This window comes from Allobosea sp. LC85 (assembly GCF_000735605.1).
Taxonomy (GTDB): domain Bacteria; phylum Pseudomonadota; class Alphaproteobacteria; order Rhizobiales; family Beijerinckiaceae; genus Allobosea.
This window is the reverse complement of record NZ_JPKG01000004.1, coordinates 61550-78629: the sequence shown is the minus strand read 5'-3', so window position 1 is coordinate 78629 and position 17080 is coordinate 61550. Positions and strand designations below refer to the sequence as shown.

12 protein-coding genes are annotated in these 17080 nt (G+C 63.5%); 7 read left to right on the top strand and 5 right to left on the bottom strand.

The features are described 5' to 3' along the window. Positions 1–39 precede the first annotated feature (39 nt). From FG93_RS30930 to FG93_RS00345, 3 genes are all read right to left on the bottom strand, one after another. Positions 40–963 (bottom strand): phosphatase PAP2 family protein, encoded by a 924-nt coding sequence (locus tag FG93_RS30930; RefSeq protein WP_052513106.1) that lies wholly within the window; start codon positions 961–963, stop codon positions 40–42. Between the two features lie 49 nt (positions 964–1012). After that, positions 1013–3364 (bottom strand): adenylate/guanylate cyclase domain-containing protein, encoded by a 2352-nt coding sequence (locus FG93_RS00350; protein WP_081881203.1) that lies wholly within the window; start codon positions 3362–3364, stop codon positions 1013–1015. 277 nt (positions 3365–3641) lie between these two features. After that, on the bottom strand, positions 3642–5033 hold the full coding sequence (locus tag FG93_RS00345) for a S8/S53 family peptidase (RefSeq protein ID WP_043230519.1): 1392 nt from the start codon (positions 5031–5033) through the stop codon (positions 3642–3644). 262 nt (positions 5034–5295) lie between these two features. On the opposite strand from FG93_RS00345, the gene FG93_RS00340 reads away from it, so the two are divergent. From FG93_RS00340 to FG93_RS00330, 3 genes are all read left to right on the top strand, one after another. Continuing rightward, a complete protein-coding gene (locus tag FG93_RS00340; protein ID WP_043230515.1) occupies positions 5296–6207 on the top strand; it encodes a LysR family transcriptional regulator in 912 nt (303 codons plus the stop codon). A gap of 154 nt (positions 6208–6361) precedes the next feature. Next, complete coding sequence (locus tag FG93_RS00335) at positions 6362–8410, top strand: hydantoinase/oxoprolinase family protein (protein ID WP_043230509.1); 2049 nt, start codon at positions 6362–6364, stop codon at positions 8408–8410. A 2-nt stretch (positions 8411–8412) separates the two neighbouring features. Next, complete coding sequence (locus FG93_RS00330; RefSeq protein ID WP_052513104.1) at positions 8413–10467, top strand: hydantoinase B/oxoprolinase family protein; 2055 nt, start codon at positions 8413–8415, stop codon at positions 10465–10467. Here FG93_RS00330 and FG93_RS00325 read toward each other — a convergent pair. Continuing rightward, entirely contained in the window at positions 10448–11185 is a 738-nt protein-coding gene (locus tag FG93_RS00325) for an MOSC domain-containing protein (RefSeq protein WP_152579224.1), read from the bottom strand. The two genes, FG93_RS00330 and FG93_RS00325, sit on opposite strands and share 20 nt — an antisense overlap. A gap of 435 nt (positions 11186–11620) precedes the next feature. Then, positions 11621–12565 carry a LysR family transcriptional regulator gene (locus FG93_RS00320; protein ID WP_043230503.1) on the bottom strand — a complete coding sequence of 315 codons (945 nt, stop codon included), beginning with the start codon at positions 12563–12565 and terminating at the stop codon, positions 11621–11623. Positions 12566–12797: 232 nt separating this feature from the next. Here FG93_RS00320 and FG93_RS00315 point away from each other — a divergent pair, with 232 nt between their 5' ends. From FG93_RS00315 to FG93_RS00300, 4 genes are all read left to right on the top strand, one after another. Next, the gene (locus tag FG93_RS00315) at positions 12798–13880 is read left to right on the top strand and encodes an ABC transporter ATP-binding protein (RefSeq protein WP_043230498.1); all 1083 of its coding nucleotides are present in this window, start codon (positions 12798–12800) and stop codon (positions 13878–13880) included. Positions 13881–13920: 40 nt separating this feature from the next. Further along, positions 13921–14622: an HAD-IA family hydrolase gene (locus FG93_RS00310; protein WP_043230495.1), complete on the top strand. Its 702-nt coding sequence runs from the start codon at positions 13921–13923 to the stop codon at positions 14620–14622. Positions 14623–14628: 6 nt separating this feature from the next. Further along, on the top strand, positions 14629–15942 hold the full coding sequence (locus FG93_RS00305; RefSeq protein WP_052513102.1) for an FAD-binding oxidoreductase: 1314 nt from the start codon (positions 14629–14631) through the stop codon (positions 15940–15942). 89 nt (positions 15943–16031) lie between these two features. Then, positions 16032–17039 (top strand): ABC transporter substrate-binding protein, encoded by a 1008-nt coding sequence (locus FG93_RS00300; protein WP_161783752.1) that lies wholly within the window; start codon positions 16032–16034, stop codon positions 17037–17039. The last annotated feature ends 41 nt before the right edge of the window (positions 17040–17080 follow it).

The window sequence follows — 17080 nt, the reverse complement described above, 5'->3', positions numbered from 1 at the left end:
TGCTCATGCCTCAACCGGACGCGATATCGTCCAGTTGCGTCAGGTGATCCACTCTCGCTTCGCGTTCCTGGTGACGAGATAGTCGTTGACCGTCGCGCACTCCTTCAGAAGGATCATTGCCTTTTCGGCGATATGCCTGCCGGCAACGGTGTCGGACGGATAGTGCAAGCCGAGAACCTCGCGGTTTCGGGCGATCCGTTCCGCCATCCGATACAGCGGAACGTCAGATCCGGCCGGCATCACCTCTTTCAACATATGGGCAACCAGATAGGCCTCGGTGGCATGGCCGCTCGGGAAGGCAGGATGCCCGGGAACCTCGATGGGCGGCATGAGGGATGGGCTGAGCTGGGATGGCCGCGGACGCTTGTAGATTCCCTTGTAGTGCATGGCGACGAACTGTCCGACGCAAAGGGCGATGTGGCAAAGCGCGAAGGAAAGCGGGTGCGATCTGGCATTGAAAGTCAGAATTCCCTGGAAATACCCGAGAATATTGCTCCTCTGCGCCAACGCCTCCTGCATGACCTGGGGCCTGTAGTCGATCAGCAGGATCAGCTCATCCAGTTCCCGCATGATTTCGGCGCGGCTGCGCCAATCAGTAATACCGCTGATACTATCGTATGACTTCGGATCTGTAGAGCGTTTCTTCCTGGCAAACTCGCTCAGCACCCGAATTGCAAGATGATAGGTTGACCAGGATTCCTCGCGATAGTCCCGCGCCTCGACCTGCGCTCCACCGGGATGGGGATTGATCAGAGCCCAGGGCGCAACATTGGACGGCGGCCATTTGTGCCCCGGGTAATAGCCCGGCACGCCGACGGCGGCTGTCGGTGATGGCGAGAGGCCGATGGGTCGAACCGTTCCGGCTTTGACGAGGCCCACAACCTGCCCAGTGGCGTCCGTCGCGTCCGTGGCGTCGGTGGCGTCCGTTGCGTCGGTGGCATCCGTAAGGCCAATGGCACCCATGTCTGCCCCCTCCATTTCGGACGGTTGGATGGTAAAATGCTAACAGTCTTTAGCGAGGAAGCCCAGCATGACCTAAATGCTGGATATAACGGGTCTTGATCTCGACCTTCCTGAAGGGTTGCAAAGTCCGCTCGAACTCGGACAGGCTGAAATCCGGATCAAGCGCCAGAAGTTGAGCCGCGGTTTGCTTTGCCTCATCCATGCGATGGAGCGCTGAGAGCGAAGCCGTCAAGATCTTCAAAGTCGACATGTAGGACGGGTTCTCGGCCAGAGCGAGCCTGGCCCATTTCACGCCCGCCTCGTAGTCCTCGCTTGCATAGTTGGCGAGGGCAAGGATCATGTGGAAATAGAAGGCGCCTCGGTCCAGCGGAGACAACCGCAGGGCATGCTCCGCATTCTGCACCGCCTTCTCGCACTCGCCAATGTAACTCAGCGTGGCGCTGGAGAGCAGCCAGGCGAGCGCGTTGTTTGGGCAAGATGTCAGGGCGCGATCAAGGTAAACCAGCCCAACATCATAGTCATGGTACAGAAAGGACTTGAGGTGACCATAGGTCGCCAGCGCGAGTGAATTCTGATGGTCCAGGTCGATGGCGCGGGAGGCAAGATCAAGGGCGAGCCTGGCGTCATCGGAGGGCGCTTTCGACCAACGCTGCCCGACCAGAAGGCTCTGCCAACGCGCCGCCCAGGCAACCGGCATCGCAAAACCCGGGTCAAGTTCCATCGCCCGCGTCAGATAGCCTTGCGCGGCCATGAAGGATTCGCGTTGAGGACTATCGATCAGAGCGAGCGCTTTCAGCGTGCAGTCGTAGGCGGTGTAATTCTCAGGCCTTCTTCGGCGGATCTCGCGCAATTCCCGCGAGCGCACATGGGGCGCTATCCCGGCCACGATCCGCTCTACAATACGCTCCTGGAGATCGAACACTTCGTCGGGCTGAACTTCGACGGCATCCCCCCACAGGCTTTCGCCGGTATGCGAATCCAGGAGTTGAATGGCAATCCTGAGCGTCTTCGCCGAGTACCGCAGGGACCCTCGAGCGATGTAGCGCACTCCGAGCATCCGCCCGATCTCGGCGACATCCAGGTTAGACTGTCCGAGCCCCAAGGCCGATGAGCGCGCGACGACGAAGAGCTCTCGCAGGCTCGCCAGCGAGACAACGATGTCCTCGATGATGCCCTCGGCCAGATATTGATGCGCCGTGCTGGGCCCGAGGCATTGCAGGGGAAGGACCGCGATGGATGGCAGCGGCGTTGTCGCATGTGGAGCAGTTGTCGCGCTGAGAAGCGGGAGGTGCGAGGGCAGCTCATAGGCTTCGACCGCATGCGGAAGAATGTGCTCGAACCGCAGATGACCGACGCTGCGAAGATTGTTGAGTGTATGTCCGCGGATCTCCCGAAGCACCGCGCCGGACAGGACAATGCCCCCGGGTTGGGCATGCTCCTTGAGACAGGCCGCAATCCTGACATCATCCCCTTGAGGAATATCATCCGCATCGATGATCATGCCCACATGGATTGCGATCCTGAAGGCAATCGGGCGGCGCGTCGGATCGTCCGTGATGCGAGAAGGCTCCGTCGAAGCCGCCTGCAACTGCTGCCCCCAGTGAACGGCGTCCAGGGCTGTCTCAAATTCGGCAAAGACGTCGTCGCCTGCAAGCTTGACGAAACGCGCGCCATGGTCGCGCGCCAATGGTTCAACCAAACTGTCAACGATCGTGAGCCAGCGTTTGTCCGTTCCCTCTTCGTCTTCCGGCAGCATGGCTGAGTAGCCAATGATGTCGACGAGGGCGAAGGCGGCCGGCCTGGCGATGACGCTAGGTCGTTCGCCCGGCGGGGCTATTCGCCCCCTGTCGCGGCCTGCAAGCGCTGCGAATTCGTCCAGACGAAGGCGATAGACCCGGATGCGCCGGTCAATGTTCTTGAGGTCCGGCTCGCCCATATCCTCGAAGGCTGCAAGATTCGCACGTCCGACCTGTTCCTGGACGGCGCCGCTTACGCAAACGCCTCCGGGCTCGGCAAGGCTCTGGAGGCGTGCGGCGATGTTGATGTCGTCGCCGTAGATCGTCGGCCCATCAACAATGATCTCGCCGCAGTGAATGCCCATCCGCAGTTGCATACGCCGCTCGACTGGAACGCTTTCATTCTCCTGGGCGGCGCGCAGCTGGATCTCGACCGCGCAGTCGACGGCCGCCGTCACGCTCGAAAACTCGGCGAGCGCGCTGTCACCGGCGAGGTCGATGGTGCGGCCTGCATGTCTGGAGATGATCGGTTGCCACAGTTCATTGTGGCAACGCTTGAGCGCCGCCACCGTGCCAGCTTCGTCGGCAGCCATCAGTCGACTATAGCCGACGACGTCCGCCATCATGATTGCAGCCAGGCGACGCGGAACTGCGGTCGAAATCATCTCGCGCCTCGGCTCGGGGCCCCTCCTCCTCTTGCGCCTGCCGTTAGGTCGCCGTGCGTCCGTTCGGACGCAGGATGGGCGATCTATCTCTTTGTTTGAGCATCGGATTTTTCCGAAAACCGGATTCCACTTTTCGGTCCGATGCTCCAGGCCAGCCAAAGACTGCCGCCGCAAGGGGAGAAGCGAGTGATCGTATTCAGCGTTAGGCAGGGAGCCGGAAGCCTACGGCCATACTGTCTCGAGGGCGCTTCCGTGTCGCTCCACTCCCTGGAATGGATCACGACACCAGCGGAAACACAATTGAAAGCTTTTCATAAGCGGACTGCCCGTCGATGGTTCCGAAGCCGGTCTGTCCATTGGGGACGGGCGTGCCGAGGGGGTGGGCGGTTGTCCTGAGTGCTTGCCGGAGGTCTTCGGGCGAAACCTGGCCCGCCGCCCATTGGGGCTGCGTGCGAAGGCGGGCCACGACGCCGGATGCAAACGCACAGGCGGCTGAGGTGCCGGCGTTGATCGCCTGCGCATCGTCGTCTTCGCAAAAGTTGGCGGGAGCGCACAGATCAGGCTTCTGGTTCGGCCAGGTGGCAAAGCCGGGCTGAGCTGGCCCCTGGGAGGAATAGCCGAGCCACATCTCGTCAATCCGGACAGCGCCCACCGTGAGAACCTTGCGGTGCGAATTCGCGCCGAGAATGCTCTGCCCTGGACCGGTGTCATTGGAGCCGCAACGCCCATCCGGACAAAATTGACCGCAATTCCCGGCCGAGAAGACGACATCGTGCCCAAGGCGGTTGGCGAATGAGACAAGAACATTGAAGGGATGAAACGGATTACTCGTGTAGTCGCCGTCCGGATCGCCCTTGCGGTCGAACAGCGCCCATGGATTTACGAAGACCCATGAACCGGAATATTGGGGCCGGTCTCGATTCAACGCGATGTCGACCAGCGCAACGGAATAGGCCACCCAGGCGTCGGACAGGAATGCCTTCAGATTGGTGATCCGCTCAGGCATGAGCGGCAGGTCCCAGATCCGGGCCGTACCGGCGACACCGAGCACGTTGCGCGCGGTCATCGCGCCATGCCCCCGGCTGGCCGTCCCCGGTTGCGGCGACCCGGACGGATGGGGCCAGCCGCCCTCGTAATTTGCGCCGATCAAGCCCTGGTCGACGCCCCGGTCGACGACGACGACGTTGACGCGGGCGTTTCCGGCCTTGTGAACATTGGATCTGACGAGCCTGTCCGCATGAGACCTCCGGCCAAAGCTGGCCTGGTCGAGACCCACCGGGCAAAAATAATCCGAGAGTTCGATAGGTAGGTCGCACCCGACAGCGACGATGTCGCGCCCCTGCTCGCCACGACGACTGAAGGCCTCGCGAAAGCGCGCGACCTCCGCACGGTCGTTGAACCCGAGGCCGACGACCAGACGGGGGACGAGCTCCCGCTGAGCCTCCAGCCAATAGGCGGAGGGAAGCGAGGCCAGTTCCAGGACCAATGGCGCCGCAGCGTCGGCAGACCTCTCCACCCTGTCACGAAGAAACTGCGTCAAAGGGGCGAAGTCGCGACTCACACCTGCGGCAAGCAAATAGAGGCTGCTGAGTTCGTCGCTCGGCCGCAGGACCAGGAACTCGCGAAAGGGCCGATCCTCTCCAGGAAAAGGTTGCTGCTTCGGAGCCATATCAAGGGTCCTCGGATCGGCCCCTTAATGCTAGCAGACTAACACATCCCACCCAACCACGTTGGCTTGGCTCTCCCCTGAGCCACATAGCGGCGAACTCTCTTGGTTCATTCGTCCCCGTCGCGGATGAGGACGACAGCCGAACCTGCGACATGCTCGATCGCCGGGGACCAGCGCGAACTCCGCTCGCCGACGCCTGACAATCCCGTACAATCCACAGGTCGCCTCGCTTCCTATAAGCTGCGATTATGAGGAACGTCTGATGCGTGCGCGGCAGCTCGAAGTCTTCCGAATGGTCATGCGCTGCGGCACGATCACCAGCGCGGCACGGGCGCTGAACGTTTCGCAGCCGGCGCTGAGCCAGATCCTGCTGCATACCGAGGACGAACTGGGCCTGAAACTGTTCCAGCGCGTCAAGGGACGGCTCATTCCGACGCCGGAGGCCGAAGAGCTGTTCCCCGAAGTCGACCGGCTCTTCAGCGATCTTGCAGGCCTGCGCCGGCGCGCGCAGGGTTTGCGGCTCGGCACATCCGGCGTGGTTCGGCTCGCGGCCTCGGCGCCCCCCTCGCTTTCGCTGGTGCCGGAAGCACTGCGACATTTCAGGGCTGCTCATGCCGATATTCGCATCCTGTCCTTTGTCGTGCCTGCGGAGGTCATCGTCGCCATGCTCGATCGCGGTGATGCCGGTCTGGGCATCGCCATGACCGACCAGGCGATCCCGCTGATCGAGACGGAGATCATCGGCCGTACCCAGATCGTCTGCGTTCTTCCTGCAAGTCATGCCCTGGCGCAGCGCGACGCGATCGATGCCGCGGATCTCGTCGGCGAGACCTTGATTTCGTACCGAGCAGAGTCATTGCCGGGCCAGTTGCTACGCGATGCGCTGAGCCGAGAGGGCACCCCATTTCAGCCGGAAATCGAGATCGACGTTTCGATCATAGCGCTCGCCTTCGTGCAGCAGGGGCTCGGCATCGCGATCGTCGACGGGCTGTTGCCCTGGCACAGCTTTCCGGGTCTGGTAACCCGCCCGTTCAGGCCTTCTGTCGCGCTTCCGCTCTGCCTGCTGACCAGCGCCAGGCGGCCGCTGTCGCGCAATCACGAATTGCTGCGCGACCATCTTCGGAGAGCCTGCAGCGGGCTGGGGCTGAACGCGCCCAGCGTACAGGGGGCATAAGTCGGGCTTATCGAGTTGGCGGCAATTGATCTTGGACGGCGAGGCCGCGGCCACGGAGACTGCCCCCCTCTCCTGCCTGCCCCTCTCCTGCTTGCCCCCTCTCCTGCTTGCCTCCTCTCCTGCTTGCCCCCTCTCCTGCTTGGCGATCTGAATCATGAGCTGGCGTATTGGCGTCGATATCGGCGGTACCTTCATCGACTTCTGTGCGCTGGAGACCGACACCAACCGGCTCGAGACGATCAAGGTTCTGACCACACCAGACGAACCCGGACGGGAATTGCTTGACGGCCTCTCGCTCCTCCACGAGCGCCATTCCATCGCGCCGACTGATGTGACCTCCTTCGTTCATGGCACCACGGTCGGCATCAACACCATCATCCAGCGCAAGGGCAGCCGGCTCGCTCTGATCACGACGGCCGGCTTCGAGGACGTGATTGAACTCGCGCGCCTGCGCATGCCGGAGATGTATTCGCTGTTCTGCGCCCGCCCCGAACAGCTCATTCCACGCGACATGATTTTTGGCGTGCCGCAGCGCACGCTCTCCAGCGGCGCCATCATCGAGGAGTTGGATAGCGCGGCTCTTGAAAAGGCGGTGGAGCGCGCCCGCGGCAAGGGCGCAGACGGCATCATCGTCTCTTTCCTGCATTCCTATCGCAGTCCGGTCCATGAGGCCCGTGCCAAGGCGCAGATCAAGGCGCTGGTGCCGGACCTGTTCGTCTTCGCATCGAGCGAGGTCTGGCCGGTCATCCGCGAATATGAGCGCACGACAACGGCGATCCTGAACGGCTACGTCCATCCGCGCGTCGCGCGCTATCTCGCCTCGCTCGAAGCGGCGCTTGCCTCGCGCGGCGTGCCGGCTGCTCCCATGCTGACCAAATCGAACGGCGGCATCATGAATGTCGAGGCGGGCAAGACGGCCTGCGTGAACATGCTGCTATCGGGTACGGCGTCGGGCGTCATAGGCGCGGCCTATCTTGCCGATCAGGCCAATGTCACCAACGTGCTGACACTCGACATTGGCGGCACCAGCGCGGATCTCGCGCTGATCATCGATGGCGAACCGCAATTCGGCACTGGCGAGGTGATTGGCGATTTCCCGCTCTTCGTACCCAGCGTCTCGGTGACCTCCATCGGGAGCGGCGGCGGCTCGATCGCCTGGGTCGATGAGTTCGGCGTGCTGAAGGTAGGCCCGGAAAGCGCGGGCTCGACACCGGGGCCGGCCTGCTACGGGCGCGGCGGCACACGCGCCACCATCACGGACGCGATGGCGGCCTGCGGCTTCCTGGGCCATGCGCCGATCGCCTATGATCAGATCGGCATGCACCGCGAGCGCGCCGAGACCGTGATCGGAGAGCTCGCCGCGCGTCTCGACTATCCCCTGCAGGCGACCGCCGAGGCAATCATCGAGGTCGCGGTCTCCGAGATGTTCGTCGAGGTCAACAAGCTTGTCGCGCGCTTCGGCGTAGACCTGCGCGAATTCACGCTGATGCCCTTTGGTGGCGCCGGGCCCATGCTAGGCTGCTTTCTGGCACGCGAACTCGGCATTCCCAGGATACTGGTGCCGCCACGCCCGGGCGTTGTGAGCGCGCTCGGCGGGCTCATAGCCGATGTGAAGGGCGATTTCATCCAGACGATTTTCGTGGCGTCCGAAACGGCGTCAGTACCACGGCTCAACGAGGCGCTGGCCCGGCTCAAAGCGGATGGTGAGGGCTGGATCAGGGGTGAACAGGCTTTCAAGGGACCTGTCATCGAGAGCCTCTCGGCCGATATGCGCTATCACGGCCAGTCCTTCGAGATCGAGGTGCCAGTTTCAGAGAGCTGGGTCATCGAAGGCGACATATCCGCGCTCAATACGGCGTTCCATCGCCAGCATCTCACGATCTACGATTTCAACGACGAGGCCGCAGAGGTGCAGATCGTCAATCTGCGGCTGATCGTTGCGGGAGCGACCGCGCGGCCCTGCCTGACGCTCGCTCCGCCGGCCGCAACCCAGCTTCGTCCGGACAGGATGATCTCGGTCTGGCTCGACGGTGAAAGCCGAGAGGTTGCACTCTATCACCGCTCGGCCCTGCAGCCCGGCCATCGTTTTGCCGGCCCGGCCGTGGTCGCGCAGGACGATACCACCATCTGCATCCCGTCGGGATTTGACGGCCATGTCGATGCTGCCCTCAACCTTCACCTCAGCTTGCAGACGGATGCCTGATCATGGTCGACAAGGTCACCCTGCAGGTTCTTGCGAACCATTGCCGCGCTGCCGCGGAGAACATGGCCTACACGCTCTATCGGACCGCGCATTCGACCTTCGTCAAGGAGACGGAGGATTTCACCGTCATGCTGATGGACAAGACCGGTCGCGTCGTCGCGGTGCCAATGGATCTTGGCGCAACCTGGTACCCCGGCATGAACTACAACCGGGCGATCGACCTCGTCGAAGAATACCGGCCCGGCGACATCGCCTTCACCAATGATCCCTATAGCGGCTATCTCGCCACCCACGCTCCAGACACGCATCTCTGGAAGCCCATTTTCCACGAAGGCGAGATCGTCTGTTTCGTCGGCGGCCATGTCCACAACACCGATATGGGCGGCGCGGTGCCGGCAAGCCTGTCGCGCTCGCTGACCGAGATCCATCAGGAGGGCATCCGCTTCCCGCCCATGACCCTGGTGCGTGACGGTGTGTTCGACGAGAAGATCCTGCGGATCATGATGATGAATGTCCGCAAGCCCCAACTGAACATGGGCGATCTCAAGGCCCTGGCCGGCGCGCTCAACACGGGCGAGCGCAAGATCCAGGCGATGATCACCAAATTCGGCGCCAAGGGTTTCATGGACGGCCTCGAAGGCCTGATGGACTACGCCGAGCATCAGGCCCGAGATATCCTGCGTTCGATCCCCGATGGCGATTACTTCTTCTCCGATTACGCCGATGAGGACGGCGTCGACGGCAATCCCTGCCGGCTCGCGCTGACGCTGACGATCAAGGGCGACGAGGCGACCCTCGACTTTACCGGCTCGGACCCGCAGCTAACCTCCTCGCTGAACGTGCCGACCGGCAGCGACCCCCGCCACACGCTGCTGCTCGTCGGCGTCTACTATGTGCTCTACACGCTGAACCCGCAGCTCCTGCTCAATTCCGGTCTGACGCGGCCCTTCACCTGCATTGCGCCCGAGGGCACGGTGCTGAATCCGGTCTTCCCGGCCGCAGTGGGCATGCGCAGCCTGACCTGCGCGCGGCTGCGCAGCCTGATCTTCGGCGCGTTCAGCCTCGCCATGCCCGAGCGCATGCCGGCAGCCCCAGCCGGATCGAGCTCGATCGTCAACGTGATGACGACCGATGAGCGCACGCATCGCAGTGTCATCGCCGCGATCAACCCGGTGGTGGGTGGCGGCGGCGGCATGCCGCATCGCGACGGTCCGAACGGCTCGGGCGCCGACAGCGCCTATCTCAAGAATACGCCGATCGAGATCACCGAGACCGAGGTTCCGATCCAGTTCGTCCGCTACGGGTTGTTGCCAGATTCGGGAGGCGCCGGCCGTTGGCGTGGCGGGCTTGCGACCGTAATGGAATTCAAGGTGTTCGCACCCAACACCCGTATCACCGTGCGCAACCGCGATCGCTCTCGCTTCCGGCCATGGGGCACGCTGGGTGGGCGCTCGTCGGAGCCGTCGAATTTCCTCATCAACCCCGGGGCAGCCAACGAGCGCATCCTCGGCAATATCGACATCGCCATCGCCGAGCCAGGCGACGTCATCCATATCCATTCACCAGGCGGCGGCGGGCGTGGCTCGGCGCTGGAGCGCGAGCCGGAGCGCGTGATGCTGGATGTCGCGCGCGGCTATGTCAGTGCAGAGGCAGCCGCCACGCACTATGGCGTGGTCATTGCGGGTGGCGCGGTCGATCTGGCCGGAACCACCGCGCGCCGGAGGGAGATGGCTGCGCTGGCTCATGGCACGCATTTCCATTTCGGACCCGAGCGGGACGCTTTCGAGGCCGTGTGGGACGCCGGGACCTATGCCAGTCTGACCCGGATCCTCGGTGCCCTGCCCGTGCACTGGCGCTTCTTCACCAAGACCAAGATCTTCGCGGCAATGCGCACGGGCCCCACGGGGCAAAAGCCTGATGTCGCTGCGGCCTTCGCGAGCGTCCGGCGCGATTATCCTCAGGTGCCGGACATCGAGCCGCCCGCCAGGAAGGAAGACGACGCCCCAGGCCCCTTCAGGCAGGGCGGTGGTCCGGAGTTCAGGTGCCGGCGAGTGTGACGGTATCGCCCGGCCTGATCTCGCCGGGCACCAGAATGTCGCAATAGATTCCAAAATTGCGGCTGTGACGCTTCACCACCGTGCGCAGCAACTCGACATCGAGCGGGAGCCCCGCCTGCGCGATGGTGATGAAGCCACACCGCCCGCAGGGGATGCTGCCCTTCAGAACGACATCGCCGATGCGGATCTCGCGGCCGAGCCAGCCATTCTCCGGAATCGGCTCTTGCTCGTCTGGCCAATCGACGACGATGTTGGGCCGGAAGCGACGCTCGTCGACGATGCTCCCTGGCGAGTCGCGCTCCAGACTTCGCATGGCAGCGGTTGTCAGGAGATGTATCGGCGCATGCTCATAGCGCGGCCGAAAGCCAACCTGCCCACGCCGGACAAACGGCTTCAGCTTGGCCGGGAAGCCGAAAAGAGAGGATAGGTTCTCGATAGCGCCTGCGTCGTCCGGTTTCGCCCAGGTCGTCCCGTCGGCCGAGATGAAAAGGCCGGCTTGAGCCGTCCACCGAGCGTATCCCCGCGGGACCTCGACAAAGTGCTTTTCGCGACCGGGCGAGGCGATGCGCTCGTCCGATCCGTCCACGATGCCCCAGAGCCGATCACCCACGACGCCCGATGGATCGAGCGGAGCAACGCTCAGGCGTTCGCCCGCCATCGAACTCACCGGATAGCGCCAGAGCGCGGAAACGCTTCCAGACATTTCCGGCCCGGTCACGGCAGATCCAATGCTGGATCAAGCACGCGGGCGCATCGCGTCTCATCGGAATGTCGCATCATTGGGAAACCGCTCTTCACGTCTTTGAATCGCGTAGGCCGGCGCCTGACCATTGCGTCCGCTTCAGGCGGTTGGTCGCGCATTGCAGGGTCAGTCCTTTCGCTCATCGCTCAATGGTAAGCGGTGCGGCACAGCGTGCGGGCGCCGATGGCGCAGCCTGACAGAATAGAATCTGCCGATTCACCGGCCGTCCTTGGCAGAGCCTTCCACGTCGGATGGGGTTTTAGCGGCGCGCGCAGTTGCCGGTCGTCGCGGACTCAAGTCCATCCCGCCGCGGATGGGGGCCTGAAGGCCGCCCCGCGCTTGCGCCAGGCGATGCCATCGTTCTGTATCCCGAGGCGCAAAAGCCATTCACGGCGGCTCGACGGGCAGGCGCTAATAGCTTGCCTTCAGCAGGCCCATATCCGGGTAGAGCGCATCGATGGCTTCGATCTCGGCCCGCAGCTCGGCGATGATCCAGTCCCGGATCTCCCGGACGACCGGTCGCGCCTGGCGGTTGCGGGGCGTGACCAGCACACAGGTGCGCGAGCCCACCGTCAGACGTCGTGAGGCCGGCACGAGGGCGCCCACGATCAACCCATGCGAAACGACTGTGGTCCAGCCAAAGGCGATGCCTTGCCCAAGCAGCGCAGCCTGCACGACGACAGCGTAGTCGGAGAAGCTGAGCGTCTTGACCGGGCCGTCGCGGCCGGTTGCGAATGGGGGATACTGTTCCGCCCAGTCAGACGAACTGTCGCTCAGCTGGATGATGGTGTTGCCGTCTTCTGATGCAGCTGATCCGTCGCGCCGATAGCCGGGGCTGCAGACCGGAAGCATGACCTCGCGAATGATGACAGCCTCTGCTGACACGGCCTCGTCGGCCTCGGCGAAGCGCATGCCGAGATCGACATTCTCGACCGGCCCGCGCAGCGAGCCGGCGATCATCTGAAAGCGCAGATCGACGGCCGGAAAGTGCCGCTGAAAGCGGTCCATGCGTGGCATCAGCCAATGGGTCGTAAAGGCCGAAGAGACCGAGAGGGTCACGGCCTCCTTGCCGTCGCGGAGTTGCTCGATTTCGCGCAACCCGATCTCGATGCTGCGGAAGCCATCCGCCACGCGGCGGTGCAGCACCTCCCCCTCCCTGGTCAGAACCGCCCCCTTGCCGCCGCGCTCGAACAGCTTCACGCCCAGGTGTCCCTCGAGCCGCGACAGCATGCGGCTGACAGCCGGCTGGGTGACGTTCAACTCATCGGCTGCGCGCGTGAAACTGCCGCTGCGCGCAGCCGCCTCGAACACGAAGAGCGCATTGCTCGACGACACCATGCGGCGCAGTTCCGACATTACATGAAGTTATGATCATACTGATTATTTGGCAATTGCCGCTGCCGGCTAAAATCCATTTGATAGCCGGAGTCGAATGCAGCTTGCAGCGAAAGTCCCGAAGAGGGCCGCACTGCCTGATGGCAAGCGTCGGACTTGGGCTCACCGCCATAAGGTCGGCTTATGGCTTGACCTGAAATCGGTCTTTGCCGGCGCGCACCAGCAGCCGCTGTATTCCTGACGGGAGAGCAAGATGGCAGAATCCGGTGGCGAGCGCGTCGAAATCCGGTCCGCGAGCAAGATCTACGGATCTGTGCAGGCCCTGGATGGCGTATCGCTCGACATCGCACCGCAGGAATTCGTCTCGCTCCTCGGTCCGTCAGGCTCCGGCAAGACGACGCTACTGGGCATTTTGGGCGGCTTCATCCAGCCATCGGGCGGCTTGATCCTTTTCGGCGGGCGCGACGTTACCTTCACGCCGCCGCACAAGCGCGATATCGGCATCGTCTTCCAGAACTATGCGCTGTTTCCGCATATGAGCGTCGGCGACAATGTCGCCTTTCCGCTCCGGGCGCGGCGGCTGCCGAAATCGACCTATGCGAAGCGGGTCAGAAGCGCGCTCGCGATGGTCGACCTCGCCGGTTACGAGGAGCGCGGCATCGCCCAGCTTTCCGGCGGGCAGCGCCAGCGCGTCGCTCTTGCGCGCGCCATGATCTTCGAGCCGCGGCTGATCTTGATGGATGAACCGCTCTCGGCGCTGGACAAGCAGTTGCGCGAGAGCATGCAGATCGAACTGCGCCAACTTCACAAGCGGCTCGGCGCAACCATCATCTATGTCACACACGACCAGCGCGAAGCGCTGACGATGAGCGACCGCGTCGCCATCCTGAAAGACGGCAAGCTCGTCCAGATCGATGCGCCAACCCGCCTGCACGACCACCCGAACAATGCCTTCGTGGCGAGCTTCATCGGGGAAGCAGCGCTGCTGCCGGTTGAGCGTGTCGATGCCGAGCGCGTTTCATTGGCCGGCACGGTGCTTGCGACGAGCCGTAAGATGCCGCCCGCCGGCGATCTGCTGCTGGCGATCCAGACCGAAAAGCTGCTGGTCGCCGATTCAACGGACGCACCCGGCCGCAACAGGTTCTCGGCGCGGGTGACCGACATCGTCTTTCAGGGTGAAAGCCTGCGCGTCTTCCTGGCGCTCGATGGCGGCGCGACGCTCAGCCTGCGCCAACCCAGTCACTACGAGGCCGCCCGCCGCATTCCGCCGATCGGCGAGCGCATCCAGGTCAGCCTGCATCCCCAAGACACGATCATCGTACCGAAAGGCGATTGATCGCCCAACCCTCCCTGCCCCATCAAGAGAAGTCGACACCATGGCGCTGCGTGATTTCAAGGTTCTGACATTCGATGTCGTCGGCACGCTGATCGATTTCGAGACCGGCATCCTCAATGCGGTCCGTCGGATCGGCGGCCCTGCAGCCGCCAAGCTCTCGGACGACGATATCTTCGGGCCTTATCTCAAGGGCCGCGAGCTCAATTACGAGCGCTCCAGCGAGGTGATGGGCCGCGTCTACATTCATCTCGCAAAGGAACTCGGTCTGCCGAGTGACGACGCCACTGCCGATGCCTTCCAGCTCGCGATCCTGCGCCATCCGGCCTTTCCAGATTCCGTCGAGGCCCTGGCGCGGCTTCGCAAGCATTTTCGGCTGGTGGCCATGACCAATGCCGACCGCTCGACCTTCTCGTTCTATTCGCACGCTCTGGGCAACCCGTTCCACGACAGCGTGACCGCCGACGAGGCCGTTCATCCGAAGCCCGATCCGCTGTTCTTCGCGTTCAATCGCGGGCGGCAGGCGGCCTTCGGGTACAAGCAGGACGAGATCCTGCATGTTGCCCAGAGCCAGTATCACGATATCGGCGTCGCCAAATCGCTCGGTTACACCACCTGCTGGATCGAGCGGCGCCAGGGCCAGAAAGGCTTTGGCGGCAGCCCGACCGTGGAGATCACCAAGCCGGACTACCACTTCGCCACGCTGAAGGCGCTCGCTGACGCTGTCGAAGCCGAGAAAGCGTGATCTGACGTGACCAACGCCGCCGCCTGGCAATCCCTGGAGGCCGCCCCCTCGCTCTGGCGTGCGACGGCCAAGCCCCTGCGCACCCGGCCCGTTCTGCAGGGAGACAAGCAGGCCGATGTCGCCATCATCGGCGCTGGCTACACCGGGCTGTCGGCAGCGTATCACCTGGCCAGGAGCGGCCTGAATCCGATCGTAATCGAGGCCAACCAGCCTGGCTGGGGCGCCAGCGGACGCAATGGCGGCGTCATCACCGCCAAGTTCCGGCTGACATTCCCGGCGATCGCCGCAGCGCATGGCAAGGCGATGGCGAGGCGGATGTACGAGATCGCCCACGAGGCAACCGACATCGTTGCCGAGCTCGTGGATGAATTCGACATCGCCGACGCCGCGCTGACACGATCTGGCCAGGTCAAGGCCGCGCATAACCGGGAGACGCTGAACTACGCTATCAGGGAAGCTGAATGGCTGCGTTCCGAGCTCGACGACACGACCATGTCGGTGCTGAACGCCGATCAGGTGCGCGACGAAACCGGATCGGCCGGCTTCGTCGGCGGCGTGCTCAACGCCGGTTCCGGCGGCATCCATCCGTTGAACTATCTGCACGGTCTCGCCAGTGGGCTGTTTGATCGCGGCATCGAGATCTATGCCGACACACCGGCGCTGCGACTGCGCCGCGAAGGCGACGGCGTTCTGGTGGAAACCCCGCAAGGCACGGTTCGCGCCCGTCTGGCGATCGTCGCGACCAACAGCTATTCCGATCTCACGGCGGCGACGGCCTCCTACCGCACGACGTTGATTCCCTTCCGCAGCGCGATCATCGCAACCGAACCACTTTCGCCCACTCTCGCCGCAAGCGTGATGCCGACGCGCCGGACCTACACCGAGACCAAGCGCATGATGCGCTGGTTCCGCATGGTCGACGACCGGGTCATCTTCGGTGGGCGCGGCGCCTTCGGCAAAAAGGACTCGCCAGCTGCGTTCCGCGCCTTGCACAAGGCGATGGTCGGAATTTTTCCGCAGCTGGCCGATGTGCCGCTGGCCTATCGCTGGTCCGGGCTCGTCGCGATGACGCTGGATTCGGTGCCCCATGTCGGGCGCGCCGATGATCGCGTGCTCTTCGCCATGGGCTACAACGGCGCCGGTGTCGCGATGGCAAGCCTGATGGGGCGCTACCTCGCAGCCTACGCGCGCGGCGAGACGCCTGATGTCGGCCTGCTCGACGCCGCCCGCATGCGGCATGTGCCTTTCTATCCGCTTCGGGAGCCGGCCGTGCGCATGGTCGCCGGCTGGTACCAGTTTCTAGACGCGATCGGACGGTAGCTCGAAGATCCGATCCAACAAAAGGGGACCAGAACATGGCTGAGCGATATGGGAAGACCCGGCTTGCGGGCACGGCCGCAGCCCTCTCGATGGCACTGATCGGCTCCATGCCGGCCTTTGCGGAGGAGATACTCTTCGTTTCGCAGGGCGGCGCCTATCAGAAGGCGCAGACCGTCGCGATCCTCGATCCCGCCGCCAAGAAACTTGGCATCACCATCAATCAGGACAGCGTGCCAGATGCCTGGCCGATCATGCGCTCGCAGGTCGCGACGGGTAAGCCGACCTGGGACGTCGTAGACGTCGCCACCAATTTCTGCCTGCGCGGTGGCGAGCAGGGCATCGTCGAGAAACTCGATTTCAGCAAGATTCCCAACGCCGCCGCGATGCCGGCGGATTATCGCAGCGACTACTCGGTCGCCTATGAGTTCTATTCCAGCGTATTGGGCTACAGCCTGAAGAAATTCCCCGACGCCGCGTCGGCACCCAAGACCTGGGCAGACTTCTGGGACGTGAAGAAGTTTCCCGGCCGCCGGTCGCTGCGCAATCACCCTCTCGCCACGCTGGAAGCCGCGCTGATGGCCGACGGTGTCGCGCCCGACAAGCTCTACCCGCTCGACGTTGAGCGCGCTTTCAAGAAGCTCGAGGAGATCAAGCCCCACATCACGGTCTGGTGGACGTCGGGCGCGCAATCGGCCCAACTCCTGAATGACGGCGAGGTCGACATGGTGATGGCCTGGAACGGCCGCATCAGCGCGCTGGCGAAAGAAGGGGCCAAGGTCGCCTACACCTATAACCAGGGCATCCTGCAGAGCACCTCGCTATGCGTGCTGAAGGGGGCGCCGAACCTGCCGACCGCAATCAAATTCCTGAACGAGGCGGTCGACCCGGTGCATCAGGCCAATCTCCCGCTGCATATCGACTATGGACCAGCCAACCCCAAGGCCTACGACACCAAGGTCATCCCTGAGGCGCGCGTCAAGGAGCTGCCGAGCGCGCCCGACAACGCCAAGGTGCAGGCCCTGATGTCCTATGCCTGGTGGACCTCAGCCGCTGGCGAAGCGGCCGAAAAGCGCTGGCTCTCCTTCGCCCAGAAGTAGCCGCGCACACGGCATCAGGCTCGGGTCGCGCCCAAGGCGGA

What these genes read in the sequence shown, in the direction of transcription:
- FG93_RS30930 (WP_052513106.1), bottom strand. Translation starts at nt 963, where the DNA reads ATGGGTGCCATTGGCCTTACGGATGCCACCGACGCAACGGACGCCACC.
- FG93_RS00350 (WP_081881203.1), bottom strand. Translation starts at nt 3,364, where the DNA reads ATGATTTCGACCGCAGTTCCGCGTCGCCTGGCTGCAATCATGATGGCG.
- FG93_RS00345 (WP_043230519.1), bottom strand. Translation starts at nt 5,033, where the DNA reads ATGGCTCCGAAGCAGCAACCTTTTCCTGGAGAGGATCGGCCCTTTCGC.
- FG93_RS00340 (WP_043230515.1), top strand. Translation starts at nt 5,296, where the DNA reads ATGCGTGCGCGGCAGCTCGAAGTCTTCCGAATGGTCATGCGCTGCGGC.
- FG93_RS00335 (WP_043230509.1), top strand. Translation starts at nt 6,362, where the DNA reads ATGAGCTGGCGTATTGGCGTCGATATCGGCGGTACCTTCATCGACTTC.
- FG93_RS00330 (WP_052513104.1), top strand. Translation starts at nt 8,413, where the DNA reads ATGGTCGACAAGGTCACCCTGCAGGTTCTTGCGAACCATTGCCGCGCT.
- FG93_RS00320 (WP_043230503.1), bottom strand. Translation starts at nt 12,565, where the DNA reads ATGTCGGAACTGCGCCGCATGGTGTCGTCGAGCAATGCGCTCTTCGTG.
- FG93_RS00315 (WP_043230498.1), top strand. Translation starts at nt 12,798, where the DNA reads ATGGCAGAATCCGGTGGCGAGCGCGTCGAAATCCGGTCCGCGAGCAAG.
- FG93_RS00310 (WP_043230495.1), top strand. Translation starts at nt 13,921, where the DNA reads ATGGCGCTGCGTGATTTCAAGGTTCTGACATTCGATGTCGTCGGCACG.
- FG93_RS00300 (WP_161783752.1), top strand. Translation starts at nt 16,032, where the DNA reads ATGGCACTGATCGGCTCCATGCCGGCCTTTGCGGAGGAGATACTCTTC.